14 protein-coding genes are annotated in these 13,486 nt (G+C 50.2%); all 14 read right to left on the minus strand.

Annotated features, from left to right (window positions below):
• Window positions 1-19: 19 nt before the first annotated feature.
• The gene (gene fliM / locus FJ444_RS01220; RefSeq protein WP_140956086.1) at window positions 20-1,078 is read right to left on the minus strand and encodes a flagellar motor switch protein FliM; all 1,059 of its coding nucleotides are present in this window, start codon (window positions 1,076-1,078) and stop codon (window positions 20-22) included.
• Between the two features lie 12 nt (window positions 1,079-1,090).
• A complete protein-coding gene (gene fliL / locus FJ444_RS01225; RefSeq protein ID WP_140956087.1) occupies window positions 1,091-1,627 on the minus strand; it encodes a flagellar basal body-associated protein FliL in 537 nt (178 codons plus the stop codon).
• An 89-nt stretch (window positions 1,628-1,716) separates the two neighbouring features.
• On the minus strand, window positions 1,717-3,903 hold the full coding sequence (locus FJ444_RS01230; RefSeq protein WP_140956088.1) for a flagellar hook-length control protein FliK: 2,187 nt from the start codon (window positions 3,901-3,903) through the stop codon (window positions 1,717-1,719).
• Between the two features lie 134 nt (window positions 3,904-4,037).
• Complete coding sequence (gene fliJ, locus FJ444_RS01235) at window positions 4,038-4,508, minus strand: flagellar export protein FliJ (RefSeq protein ID WP_140956089.1); 471 nt, start codon at window positions 4,506-4,508, stop codon at window positions 4,038-4,040.
• A 4-nt stretch (window positions 4,509-4,512) separates the two neighbouring features.
• A complete protein-coding gene (fliI, locus tag FJ444_RS01240) occupies window positions 4,513-5,847 on the minus strand; it encodes a flagellar protein export ATPase FliI (protein WP_140956090.1) in 1,335 nt (444 codons plus the stop codon).
• Window positions 5,837-6,619 (minus strand): flagellar assembly protein FliH, encoded by a 783-nt coding sequence (gene fliH, locus FJ444_RS01245; RefSeq protein ID WP_140956091.1) that lies wholly within the window; start codon window positions 6,617-6,619, stop codon window positions 5,837-5,839. The genes fliI and fliH overlap by 11 nt, the downstream gene beginning before the upstream one ends.
• A gap of 14 nt (window positions 6,620-6,633) precedes the next feature.
• Window positions 6,634-7,680: a flagellar motor switch protein FliG gene (gene fliG / locus FJ444_RS01250; RefSeq protein WP_140956092.1), complete on the minus strand. Its 1,047-nt coding sequence runs from the start codon at window positions 7,678-7,680 to the stop codon at window positions 6,634-6,636.
• Window positions 7,681-7,691: 11 nt separating this feature from the next.
• On the minus strand, window positions 7,692-9,386 hold the full coding sequence (gene fliF, locus FJ444_RS01255; protein ID WP_140956093.1) for a flagellar basal-body MS-ring/collar protein FliF: 1,695 nt from the start codon (window positions 9,384-9,386) through the stop codon (window positions 7,692-7,694).
• 15 nt (window positions 9,387-9,401) lie between these two features.
• Window positions 9,402-9,728 (minus strand): flagellar hook-basal body complex protein FliE, encoded by a 327-nt coding sequence (fliE, locus tag FJ444_RS01260; RefSeq protein ID WP_140956094.1) that lies wholly within the window; start codon window positions 9,726-9,728, stop codon window positions 9,402-9,404.
• A 239-nt stretch (window positions 9,729-9,967) separates the two neighbouring features.
• Entirely contained in the window at window positions 9,968-10,306 is a 339-nt protein-coding gene (locus FJ444_RS01265) for a 2Fe-2S iron-sulfur cluster-binding protein (protein WP_140956095.1), read from the minus strand.
• A gap of 32 nt (window positions 10,307-10,338) precedes the next feature.
• A complete protein-coding gene (locus FJ444_RS01270; protein WP_140956096.1) occupies window positions 10,339-10,764 on the minus strand; it encodes a tautomerase family protein in 426 nt (141 codons plus the stop codon).
• A gap of 12 nt (window positions 10,765-10,776) precedes the next feature.
• Window positions 10,777-11,529 carry an SDR family NAD(P)-dependent oxidoreductase gene (locus tag FJ444_RS01275; protein ID WP_140956097.1) on the minus strand — a complete coding sequence of 251 codons (753 nt, stop codon included), beginning with the start codon at window positions 11,527-11,529 and terminating at the stop codon, window positions 10,777-10,779.
• 8 nt (window positions 11,530-11,537) lie between these two features.
• Complete coding sequence (gene dmpG / locus FJ444_RS01280; RefSeq protein WP_140956098.1) at window positions 11,538-12,572, minus strand: 4-hydroxy-2-oxovalerate aldolase; 1,035 nt, start codon at window positions 12,570-12,572, stop codon at window positions 11,538-11,540.
• Window positions 12,572-13,486 carry an acetaldehyde dehydrogenase (acetylating) gene (locus FJ444_RS01285; RefSeq protein ID WP_140956099.1) on the minus strand — a complete coding sequence of 305 codons (915 nt, stop codon included), beginning with the start codon at window positions 13,484-13,486 and terminating at the stop codon, window positions 12,572-12,574. The genes dmpG and FJ444_RS01285 overlap by 1 nt, the downstream gene beginning before the upstream one ends.

Genomic DNA, 13,486 nt, shown 5'->3' on the forward strand with positions numbered 1-13,486 from the left:
CTCTTTCTGTTGCTTAGGATTATAAATCTTCTTCTAATACCTGCAGTTCGGCGTCATTATCGATAATGCGGCCGCCGCGGGTAAGTAACTGTAGTTCCGACTTCACGGAAGTCGGACGCGCAATCTTCTCGGTAATTTTCAGCGCCAGATTCTCTCTGGAGCGACCGAGCTTGGCCCTGAACGAGGGCAGTTCTTCAATTAACACCGTAATATATTCCGGCATTTCAACCGGAATGATATCGCCGGGTTTAAAATTCATTACATCGCGCAGGGTTAAATCAAAATCCAGCATGTGGGTGGTTAATGCCACTTTCACATCCATAATTTCATCGCGCAGCGCTTTACTCCAACGCAGATCGGTGTCTTCTTTATCGCTTTGTACACCGGCATCCAGCAGTTCGCGGATGGGCTCCAGCATTGAGTAAGGCAACGACACGTGGAAATCACCGCCACCACCATCCAGCTCAATATGGAATGAGCTGATCACCACGACTTCCGTTGGGCTCACAATGTTGGCCATCGCCGGGTTAACTTCTGAGTCGAGATATTCAAACGACACATCCATTACCGGAGCCCAGGCTTCCTTGTAGTCCTCAAAGATGATTTTCAGCAGCATCTGAATAATTCGCCGTTCAGTGGGCGTAAATTCGCGGCCTTCAATTTTGGCATGATAGCGTCCATCGCCACCAAAGAAGTTGTCTACCAGAATAAACACCAACCGGGCTTCCATGGTAATCAAACCGGTACCTTTGAGCGGTCTGAAACGCACCATGTTAAGACTGGTGGGTACAAACAGGGTGTGTATGTACTCACCAAACTTGATCATCTGGATACCGTTAATCGATACCTCAGCACTGCGGCGCATCATGTTGAACAAACTCACCCGCAAATGCCGGGCAAAGCGCTCGTTCACAATTTCCAGGGTTGGCATGCGGCCACGAACAATCCTATCCTGGGATGAGAAATCGTATTCCAGCGCCGAGGAATCGCCGGGCTCGTGGGAGACCTCTTCTTCTTCAACGTCATCTACCCCGTGTAACAGGGCATCAATTTCATCTTGGGATAATAAATCGCTCACGGCTCGCTCCGGTTATTGCATCACAAAATCGGTAAACAGCACGCGTTCTACCACTTCACTGCCTGCGATGTCTTTCAAGGCGGCCTGCACGGATGTCAGAGCATTTTCGCGCAGTTCAATTTTTCCAGCCTCGGTAACAAGGTCATCGGCGTTACTGGAACTGAATACTTGTAACAAGGTACCTTCAATTAGCGGTATATGGGTTTTGGCAGCCTCTTCGTTATCGGAGCCACGCACCATAAGTTGCACCTTGATTTGCACCAGGCGATCACGACCTGATCCTGGCACGTTAAACACTATCGGACGCGGCATCGCAACGTACAACGCGGTGCCAACACTGGCATTTGACGGCGCTGCCGCTGTTGCAGCAGGTGCTGCCCCGCCTTCTGCGGCTAATTGCTCTGCCGCAGTGGGTTCATCGCCACCGGCAAACAGGAAGAAATAAGCTGCTGCACCACCACCGATTAATACCACGGCAATAATGATGATCAGCATCAGCTTGCTTTTCTTACCGCCTGCTTCTTCAATTTGTAACTCTTCTTCCGCCATTTCACACTACTCTCAAAACTAAACTAGGCGTATTATCTATTACGGCCAGTAAATGGCAATGACAAAAACCAGTCATCTGCCTGTTCACTTTAAACATAGTCGTCAATTAACGCATTTGCCCGGCGAACCACTCGCGTTTCGTTCATTTTTGTATCTTCAGGCAAGGCGTCGTTTAATCCACCACCCGACTTGCCACCTGCCTGTTGTTCTCCGGCCTCGCCCGATTGTTGCTGGCTCACGAAAGATTCACCCAAATCAATCCCCTGCTCTGAAAACATCTCTTTGAGCCGTGGCATGGCGTCTGCCAGTATGTCCTTTGCGTGTTGCGACTGTACAATAAAGCTTACCGAAGCAGTGTCACCCGATATATTCAGACGAATTTGCATACTGCCCATTTCAGGTGGGTCCAAACGAATTTCCGCCATTGACTGACGGCCATTGACCATCCAGCGGATTTTTTCAGCTAACTGTTGTTGCCCCTGGGGCTGATTCAGCGGAACCGGCTTATCCATGGCAGCCTGTTGTTGCAAGGATTTCACATTTTCAGACTGCTGTTGGCGGGTCTCCTGCGTCATCAGGTCACGCGACGCGTGTAATAATTCATTCAACTGTGTTTCTTTTTGATCTGACATCACCGAGTTAGCGGCAAGCTGCGCAATATGCTGAGCATCCTGTAACAATTGCTGTGGAATAATCTGTTGCTCTGGCTGAACCTCTGTAGATACCTGCGCTACCAGGGCTGTAAGGTCAATGGCTGGCTGATGCCCCTGCTGCATCTGAGCCCGCATTTCCTCCAGGCCATTTATCAGCATACCTTTCATTTGCGCTTGCTGCGCCGAACTCAAGGCCGGGTTAGCGGCGGCAGCAGTGTCTGTAATCACTTGTGCCAGTTGCGACAGCGTGTCGTCACTGGCCTGCGCTACCATTGCTTGCAACGCAACATCATTGCTGATTGCATCTGTTGCAGCTTCCACTGCAACGGCTGGTTTGCTGCCAGGCGAGGAAGTGGTGGAGGCATTACTGTTTTGTTCACCCGCTTGTTGAGTCATTAATCCCAACAATAACGCGGCCTGATTTAATAGTGGATCAGCACTTTCTTCCACTTCGATAACAGCGTCAGTTAATTGCTCTGCATCCAGCGTTAACGCTGTTAACTGCTCGGATACCATATCGGCGGCTTGCACTGATTGCGCCGGCGAGTTTGTTGCACTTTCGCTGTTCAATGCCTGGATCTTTGACAACAGACTAATGGCTACCGACAAAGGCTGTGGTGAAAGCACGTCTGGGTTTTCTGTATTTTCTGTATTTTCCGCTACCGCGCCAACGTCAGCTTGAATTGTTGTGGTGCCCAATTTAGGTTCTACCGGCAATGCCAGCTCGCTGCCTTCATCATTGGCCGAATCGTTGGCTTGCTGCTTTTTAAGCTGTGCCACCAACGCCATAAAATCCGACAAAATCGCTTCGGACTGCTCAATGGAAATAACTGACGCATCTCCTTCCACATTACCCTCTGCATCGCCTTCTGCGTTCATTTCGGGCGAGTTAGCAATTTGCGCTATCAAGGCTTTAAGGTCAGTCTCTAGTTGTGCTTTGGCAGCATCCTGCTCTGCGGTTTTTACGGCGTCAGCCATTAAAGCAGCTGTAGATTCGCCATTGACTTCTTCGGTAACGCCAGTCGGTGAAGGTGACTGATGCTGTGTAGCGCCTGACCACTTTTGTTCAAACGCGCGCAGCGCGTCAACCAGTGCCAAATAGTCAGTTTCCCCGTTGACTGCATCCAATTCAATAGCAGGAACAGCGGATTCCAGGTCGTCCGCCAGGGTGGATTCAACCCACTCTGACTGCTCGATTTGTTCAGTACCCGATGTGTTATCTGCTTTGCTAAGTGTCGCGGTGTCTTCAACAACGTCTTTTGAGTCTTTGTTATTTGCAGTATAGGCTTCTTCAGCACCTGGCTTTTCAGAGGCTTCAGGCTTTGCCGCTGCTGATTTGGCGATGTCCTGGCGGTTGCTTACGGACGAATCAGACTGCGCAGTCTCTGCGCCTCTGCCTTTAACAGCAGGCTGTTCAGCAGATTGTTGATTGGCAGGCATTTTTGAGGCGTCTGCGGGACGACGGGGGGCTTGCTCTTTATGTGAAGCGGCTTGTTGCCCAGAGAACACGTCGGCAAACTGACGCCCGGAGGGCTCAGCAGTCACTGGCTCAGGCGAAAGCGTTACCGGATTATCCGGCAAGGCGGCAATTTGTGTACTCTGCGTGGCAAGCTGTTGCATCATAACCGTGTCCTCATCACCTAACTACTTGATAATTGGTGCTTGTTACTTTTATGCTAAACATAACAGCAAAGACCGTTCCAACTTTGGAAATAACCGTGCATATGCGAGCGCTAGGCGGCCTCATTGAGGTAACGTTAGCCCGCCAGATACTGATTTCGCAGAATACGCTGCAAAGCAAACTCGTCGTTCAGTTGTTGTTCCTGACGGTTTTCGAGTTGCACAAGTGTGCCTTGTTTTTTATCAATGAGCTTTTCAACGGCCTGCCGCTTGCGTTGCTGGGTTAGCCATTGACGCTTGCGTTGACTGGCAACCACACTGGCTTGGGCAATAATTTGATTTTGCTGCTCACAGGCCTTATCGAGTTTGGCCACAAACGACAACTTCTGTTGATAATGCCGTGCGCCAACACCCTTGCCACCTTCTTGCTGTAACTGACGCATGTACTCCAATCGGTACTGTTGCAAGCTCGCCAATTTGGCTTTTTGTTGCTGATGATATTGCTGGGCAATGTTGAACGCGTTAAGCGTATTTTTTTCTTTATCGATTTCAAATCGAAGTACTACCGACATTTGCTGAAGCGATTGGGCAACCTTAGTGCGGCTCATTTACTCACCCCTTTCCAAGGCCACCGGCCAGCTTTGCCATGGCCGCCAGACTCTCGTCATAGGGCAATACCTGTTTCATACCTTGCTGCAACAAGGCATTGATGGCGGGCTCTGCATTAATAGCAAGATCTACTCTGGGGTCGGTGCCACGGGTGTAGGCCCCCAGTGTGATCAGGTCTTTGTTTTGCTGATAAGTTGAATACACCTGCCGGATGCGACGCGCCTGCAACAAGTGTTCTTCACTGACGACTTGCGGCATAACCCTGCTAATGGACGCTTCGATATCTATAGCCGGATAGTGGCCACTGTCAGCCAATTGACGCGACAGTACAACATGGCCGTCCAATATCGCCCGCGCTGCATCGGCAATCGGATCCTGAAGGTCATCGCCTTCTGTTAATACAGTATAGAAAGCCGTAATTGCCCCCTGATTTTCGCTGCCATTGCCCGCGCGCTCAACCAAAGCTGGTAGGCGGGCAAACACTGATGGCGGGTAGCCTTTGGTTGCTGGCGGTTCCCCTACAGCCAGTGCTATTTCACGCTGCGCCATGGCATAACGCGTCAGAGAATCTATCAACAGCAACACATTCATACCCTGGTCGCGGAAAAATTCCGCCACGGTCACTGCGGTTTCGCAGCCTTTTAAACGCATTAACGGGGACGTATCGGCAGGCGCAGCCACCACGACAGCGCGCTCGCGCTCTTCAGGTGTCAGAATGTCGTGAATAAATTCTTTTACTTCCCGCCCCCGTTCACCCACCAGGCCAACCACCACTACATCAGCTTTAGCACCACGTGTCATCATGCCAAGCAGTACACTTTTCCCTACCCCGCTACCGGCAAACAGGCCCATTCGCTGACCAATGCCAACGGTGTTCAGGGCATTAATTGCACGTACCCCAACATCCATCGGCGTGTTAATCGGGCGGCGCGTAAGTGGATTGATAGGCGGCTTTACGGTAGGCACACGGGTGGTACTTTCCACCGGCCCCAGACCATCCAGCGGCTGACCGTTACCGTCAATGACGCGTCCCAGTAATCCCAGCCCAACCGCCAAACCGCTATCGCGGTTCAGGGGCAATACCCGGGAGCCCGGAACAATGCCGCGTACCGCTTCGGTGGGCATTAAATAGGTAATATGCTCACCAAAACCTACTACTTCAGCTTCAATTTCGCCGTCAACGGTTTGTACCATACACTGGCTGCCAACAGGCAACTGACAGCCTACTGCTTCAAGGGTTAAGCCAATACCACGAACCAGTTTCCCAGCCGCGACAATGGGAGGATTCGGTACCTGCTTTTGCAGTTGCTGCAGGTGTGAAAGCAAACTAACGCTCATCAGATAAGCCTTGCTCTAACAAGAATTTATCCAGTACGTTTTTACAGCGGCGTTCAACCGACAGATCCACGGCATTGTTTTTGGTAACAATGTCACATCCGCCGCGAGCAAGCGCCGGGGTTTCAATTAAGGTCCAGCCTTTGTTTTGCAGGGTATCTTCCCCGAAATGCGCAGTGACCAATGCAATATCGTCAGGGTGCATGTGAATTTTAAACTGCGTTTCTTCCACAGGCAGTGCCTTAAGCCCTTCGCTGAGGGCTTGCAAAATAACCTGTTCAGATAACGTCACTTCGGTACGAATAACCGAGCGCGCCAATGCTACCGCCAACTTAACGATTTCTTTGCGCACCTGTGCGTCTATCTGAAGCAAAGGTTCGTGCAGTTTATCGGCCAGGGATTGCCACAATTCAGATTGCTGATTGATCTGTGCCTGACCTTCCTCAAGCCCTCGCTTCAGGCCTTCGTCATGGCCTTGGGCCAGCCCTTCCGTTTTACCGGCTTCCAGACCTTCTGCTTTGCCTTCGTCGTATCCGGTTTGTTTACCTTCTGCGAAACCTTCATCGTAGGCGGCCTGGCGAATAGCTTCAATTTCTTCTGCGGTAGGGGGCAGAATTTCTATCGGCGCTTCGGGTGGTTCGTATTTCCAGTCACTGCGGCGATTTAACGCATTGGTGCGCGTAAGATCCAGCTCTTCGGGATTGTCAACATGGGGCAATTCCCAGTCACGGGCACCTTCGAGTTCTTCCAGCGTAAAACGTTTAATGGTTGTCATACATCATGCCGGTGTTAGAGGAACTCTTCACCACCGCCTCCGCCAAGCATAATTTCACCGGCGTCAGCCAGTCGGCGGGCCACAGACAGAATTTCTTTCTGAGCAGTTTCCACTTCACTGATCCGCACCGGTCCCAGCGCTTCCAAATCATCCACCAGCATTTCAGCCGCGCGTTTAGACATATTTTTGGTAATTTTGTTTTTAAGCTCTTCGTCGGCGCCTTTAATGGCTTTAAGCAGCGCGTCTTGCTGCACTTCTCGCAGAATGGCCTGAATTCCCCTGTCGTCCACATCCACCAGGTTGTCGAATACAAACATAAGATCCTGAATTTGTTGGCTCAGTTCTTCGTCTTGCTCGCGGATAGCGTCCATCAACTGTCCTTCGATATTGGTATCGAGGTAGTTCATGATATCGGCCGCCGACTTCAGGCCGCCCATTTTCGCTGCCTGCGTACCGGCCTGACCAGCGAATTGTTTCTCCATGATTTCGTTCAGTTCCTGCAAAGCTGCTGGTTGAACTTCTTCCAGGTTTGCCACACGCATTAACAAATCCAGACGCACTTTTTCCGGGAACTGCGACAAAATTTCGGCGGATTGCTCCGGTTCCAGATAAGACAATACGATAGTTTGGATCTGCGGGTGTTCGTTGCGAATGATGCTGGCAACCTGCTTGGAGTCCATCCATTTGAGCGAGTCCAGACCTTTGGCCCCGGAGCCCATCAGGATCTGATCGATCAGGTTGGCAGCTTTGTCCTCGCCCAATGCTGCGGTTAATGCGCGTTTTACGAAGTCCTGGCTTTGGAATCCGATGGTCGAGTAATTTTGGATCTCATCAATAAAGTTCTTATGTACGGCAGTAATTTTTGCTTGCGTCATATCCTCTATGCGGGCCATTTCGGCCCCTAGCTTTTGCACCTGTTTGGGTTCCAGGTGCTTGAGGATCTGTGCGGCATCTTCTTCAGACAAACTGAGCAGCAAAATGGCCGCTTTCTCGACGCCTTCTAATTTACTGACGTCGTAGGCAGGTTCTTTTTGTTGTTGTGTAGCGAGTTGTTCTGCCATGGTTTTACCCCTTACTCATCCTGCATTAACCAGCCTTTCACCACCTGCGCAGACAGCTCCGGCTCATTGGCCACCAGCGCGCGAACGGCTTTCAGGACATCTTCATCTTTATGTAAATCAGGTAACATCAGCGAGCCATCTGGCGCAAAGCCTACCTGACCTTCATCAAATTCCTGCGACAGCATATTAATAGTGTCGTCACCCAAATCCAGTCCTTCATCAGCGTCGAAGTCGTCGCCTGCTTTCGAATCGGCAGGGTTGATTAAGCGTGACAACATTGGACGGATCACAGCCAATATTAGCGTAAGTACCACTAAACCGCCCATTACCCACTTCACCAGTGGCATAAAAAACGGCTGCTCCCACAGCGGCAGTTCTTCTTCCATACCGGTATCGATGCGGCTGAAAGGCATGCTGACCACTTCTAAACTGTCACCACGGGTAACGTCAAAACCAATGCCGCCTTGTAATAAGCGACGAATACTTAACAGTTCTTCCGGGCTGCGGGCTTCGCTGGTTACCGTGCCATCTTCACCACTGGTTTGCAGATAATCCACCGCTACCGACACGCTTAATCTGCGAATCACACCGGTTTGCTGCTTAGTATGGCTGATAGTGGTATCCAGTTCATAGTTGCGGGTAGATTCTTTGGTGGTGCGACCCGGCACCGGCGCAACCTGGCCATTGCCACCGGCCTGCTCAGGTATGGTGGAATCAAGCGGCGGCTGATTACTTACTGCGCCGGGGATACCTGCCGCAATAGAGCCTACGGAGTTTTCTTCTACTACCATTTCACTGCGCACGGCAGGCAAATCCGGGTTGTAGCGGCGCTGAGTTTGCTCAACGGCGGTAAAATCCATGGTTACGTCAACCTGCGCAGTGTAGTTGCCAATCCCAATCACGGGGATCAGAATCGCGTCAATTTTTTCCTGATATTCGGTTTCGCGCTGACGCTCAATTTCATATTCTTTGCGCGCTCTGGCACTCAGCGAATCCTGAGAACCAGAATTCAGCAAGCGGCCGTTGCTATCGGTAACGGTTACACGCTCGGGTTCCATGCCTTGTACAGCAGACGCCACGATGTCTACCACCGCATCCACTTCTTCACCGCTGATCGCCGCACCGCGGTTGGCAGTAAGTACAACGGTAGCACTGGCCTTTTTCTCACGACGGGCAAACACATTTTCTTTGGGCAGCGCCAATAATACACGGGCCTTTTTAATACTGGCAATGTCTTCAATAGTGGCGGCAATTTGTTTTTCACGGGCGTGCTTTAAGCGCTCCATTTCAACCCGCTGACTCACGCCAAAGCCCATGTCCTGCATAATGATATCAGCGCCTTCCTGCTCGGCCTGCGCCAATCCCTCACGACTCATGCCCAGCTTGATTTTCTGATACTCATCTACGCGTACATGAACAATATTGCCTTCAAGCTTGTATTTAATTTGATTGGCATCCAGATAATCGAGCGTTTCGATCAGCTCTTCCGTATCCATTTTGGCTAATGGCCGTAAATCAGGTTCCTGTACAAATACAATGACAAAAATGGCAATCGCTACCGATATTACCAACACAACTACCAGAGTCATCTGACGCATCATGTCGGTATTATTAATGGTATCCATAAAGCCAGACTTTTGTTCAGTCTCGCCGCCAGCGCCCATTGAGTCGCTTACTGTCAGATTAGTACCCGTTGCTTCAGCCACAGTTAATTACTCCACTTACACCGGCATATTCATGATTTGCTTGTAGGCTTCCAGCACTTTGTTTCTTACCTGAACGGTCGCTTCAAAGGCGATCCCGGACTTTTCCTTGGCCAGCATGACATCTGCCATACTTAACGAGCGGTCACCCATTTCAAAGCGTTGCTGCATATCTTTCGATTCAAGCTGCATACCATTCACTTTTTCAATGGCATTATTCAGCAACTGTGCAAAGTCACTTTTGGAAGTATTCAGATCCAACTGAGGCTGCGGATTTACGTCCAGACGGGTCTGCGCGATCATAGCCTGCATTTCCTGATACAAACTGTTGGCTTTAACGTCCATAACGGCTCCTGAATGTGTGTATTTCACCGAACAATGAAAAACGGTGACAACTCTTTGACGATTATGACTGGATACAGCAAAAGCCAGACCAACTTGCAAATGCCAATAAATTCAAAGAGCTGAGTAGGATTGCCAAAAAAATGGCGGCGAAAAAATAAAGCGGGAATCAAAAAAGTAAATGCATGTCGTTTGCCAGAATGACATTTTCAATTAACGACATACAAATAGTCAGGAAAAACTTAAGGGGTATTTGATGCCAGGCTTTGCGTTGCCCCGCATTTTTCAATCCGGTATTTACATTTGCCAATGACATCGATTGTCATGTCTGAATCAGGGAATACCTTACACGCCAACACAATACCAGCACTAAGTTCATCTGTACTGACATGCTGCGCACTCATTTTCTTTGTTTGATACTCACCCGCTATTACTTCAATTTTGCACACACCGCAGCCACCACCTCGACATCCAACCGGGATCCCTTTACCTGCATAGCGCACCATGCCATGTAATAGTGATTCGTCAGGCCCGCAAAGAAAGTAATCCTGAGTATTGGCAATCTCGATCCTGAATGGCATAGCTGCGCCCCGCAGTGTTGTAAACCAATCAATCAGCCCGCTGATTGATTGGCCGCTCTGGCTTCGATTTCGGCTTTGCGCACGTCAGAAGCCAACTGACCGGCGATACACCAGTTTTCAGCCTCTACAGTGAAACAATTGCCACGAACATCACGCTTATTCACATTTAATACAGCAACCAGCATATCGGTGAAGCGGGCGGCAATGGCTTGCCGTTGCTCGATAGTGCGCCCCTTGAGCACTATAAACTCAAAAAACGGCGCGTTTGGACCGCCTTGACTCACCAGCTTGCCACCCACACCAACCAGGTTTGGCGCATGTAATTCAATAAATACGCGTATTCTGTCGATGGGGCTGTCCAGCACATCAGCATAAATAGCCGTAGCTTGTTCTACAATTTTCTCAATTTGCTCGTCACAAATATCGAAATCCACGAGATGAAATTTAACGATTGGCATAACAAAACACTCCTATGGCAAACCTTTACGACGGCCGGCATCCAACATGATAGTTGAGCCAGTCATACCAATTGCACGGTCATCCAATAAGTTGCACACAGCCCAGGCCACCTGATCAGCGGTAGTAAACTGGTGAATTGATGATTCATCGAGTAATTCATCCAGTACTTCTTCCACAGCCACACCGCGCTGTTCTGCCCGCGCAGTAACAACCCTTCGCAAGCGCTCGCTGTCAGCCGGTCCAGGCGCGATGGTATGAGCGCTGATTCCTCTGCGACCATAAGCAATGGATAGCTGGCGCATTACGTTCACCAATGCTGAATTTGCCACCCCTGCAGAGGCTGCGTACTCCGTTGGTTCCAATCCATAATGCCCGCCAATTGCTACGATGCGAGCGGATTGCGTAAAATGATCATCGGCAGCCCGGGTAAGCCGCAGAATGCCACCCACTTTAATATTCACCGCATCGACCATCGCTGAAGTTGGGGCGGTTAGAATTCCTCCCGCTACCGTCACACCCGGGCCATGAACAACCATTTTAACCGGGCGATCAATAGCTGCCCCGATAGCGTCTATCGCACTATCATTGCTTATATCAGCCTGGCAAATACTCACTTGGGCAAATTGCGAAGCGAGTGTCGTCAGCGCGTCTGCGCTTCGGCCAACCGCCAGTACATGCAAGCCCTGCTCCGTAAGTTGCCTGACAATTTCGGTACCGAAAGTACCGGTTGCTCCTACAACAATAGCTAAGTGTTGATACAACATTCGAGCACCTATACCGCTTCTTTCAGCAGGCCTTTGGCTTTAGCCAGGGTCATGGCTGTATCCTGGATCATGTCTTCCTGACCACCAATCATCTTCTTGCGCCCCAGCTCTACCAAAATATCGCGAGCCGATAACCCATACATCTGAGCTGCGCGTTTTGCGTGTAGCAAGAAAGTGGAATACACACCAGCGTAACCCAGCGTTAACGAATCCCGGTCAACCCTCACCATGTGGTCCATCATGGGTGTAATAATGTCTTCCGCGATGTCCATCAACTTGAACAAATCCGTCCCGGTGGGGATATGCATTCGTTCCAGTACCGCGGCCAGTACTTCAAGTGGCGTATTGCCAGCACCTGCACCCAATCCTGCAACCGATGCATCTATACGTGTCGCGCCAGCCTGAATAGCCGCAACCGAATTTGCCACCCCCATACCCAGATTGTGATGGCCGTGAAAGCCGATTTCGGTTTCAGGTTTCAGTTTGTCTTTCAGCATGGTAATGATTTCAGTGACATTTTCCGGCAGCATGTAACCTGCTGAATCGGTGATATACACCGTATTCGCCCCATAGGATTCCATTAATAACGCTTGCTCTGTTAAGCCCTTAGGCGTGTTCAGGTGAGACATCATCAGAAAGCCTGACGTATCCATGCCCAACTCTCTGGCAAAGGCGATATGCTGCGGCGAAGTGTCGGCTTCTGTACAATGAGTAGCTACATGTACACTTCTGGCGCCGGCTTCATAGGCCGACTTTAGTTCACTCATAGTGCCTAAGCCGGGGATCAGCAACACTGAAATTATCGTCTTCGAAACCGCGTCTGCCACCGCGCTGATATATTCTTCATTGGAGGCCAGTGCAAAACCATGTTGCAGAGAGTTCCCGCCTAAGCCGGCACCGTGAGTAACCTGAATATAAGGTACGCCGGCAGCGTCCATCGCCGTTGCGACTTTGACCATTTGTTCAACGCTGATTTGCTCTTTCTTGGCATGCATGCCATCGCGTAAACACATGTCATGCAAAATAATGTTTTTACTGGTCATTACGCAGCCTCCACAGGGGTTAAAGTGATTTTGCCATTGAGGATTTCTTCGGCGAACATCTCCGCCGTGCGGGTTGCGGCAGCCGTCATAATGTCCAGGTTGCCTGCATACTTGGGCAAATAATCCCCCAACCCGGCAACCTCCATAAATACCGCTACTTTGTTATCAAAAAACGTGGGGCCGTTTACCAGTTTGTAGCCAGGTACATATTTCTGTACTTGCTCAATCATGTTCAGGATGGACGCTGTGATCGCCGCCTTATCCGGTTCGCCTTCCGTCAGGCAATAAATCGTGTTACGCATAATGATAGGTGGCTCGGCCGGGTTAATGATGGCCAGTGCCTTGCCTTTTTTCGCACCGCCGACTTTTTCGATGGCGTTTGACGTAGTGAATGTAAACTCATCCAGGTTAGCGCGAGTACCAGCTCCAATGGATTTACTGGACAAGCTGGCAATAATTTCAGCGTATTCAACACCCTGAACCTGAGATACTGCGTTTACGATAGGAATAGTTGCCTGACCAGCACAGGAAATCATATTGACGTTCATTTCCTGTTTGTCGGCGTGCTCTTTCAAATTTACGGGTGGCACACACAACGGCCCAATTGCTGCGGGAGTAAGGTCAATCATCATTACGCCTTTTGCATTCAGTTTGCGGCTATTTTCCGCGTGCACATACGCACTGGTTGCGTCGAAGGCGATCTGGATGCCGTCCTCTTCCACATGAGGAAGCAAGCCATCCACTCCCTCAGCAGTGGTTTTCAGACCCAGTTTACTGGCTCTCGCCAGGCCTTCTGATGCAGGGTCTATGCCGACCATCCATACAGGCTCCAACCATTCACTGCGCATTACTTTATACATTAAATCGGTACCGATATTGCCCGACCCAATCAAAGCACATTTAATCTTTTTCAT

Source organism: Aestuariibacter sp. GS-14 (assembly GCF_006494365.1).
Lineage (GTDB): Bacteria > Pseudomonadota > Gammaproteobacteria > Enterobacterales > Alteromonadaceae > Alteromonas > Alteromonas mangrovi.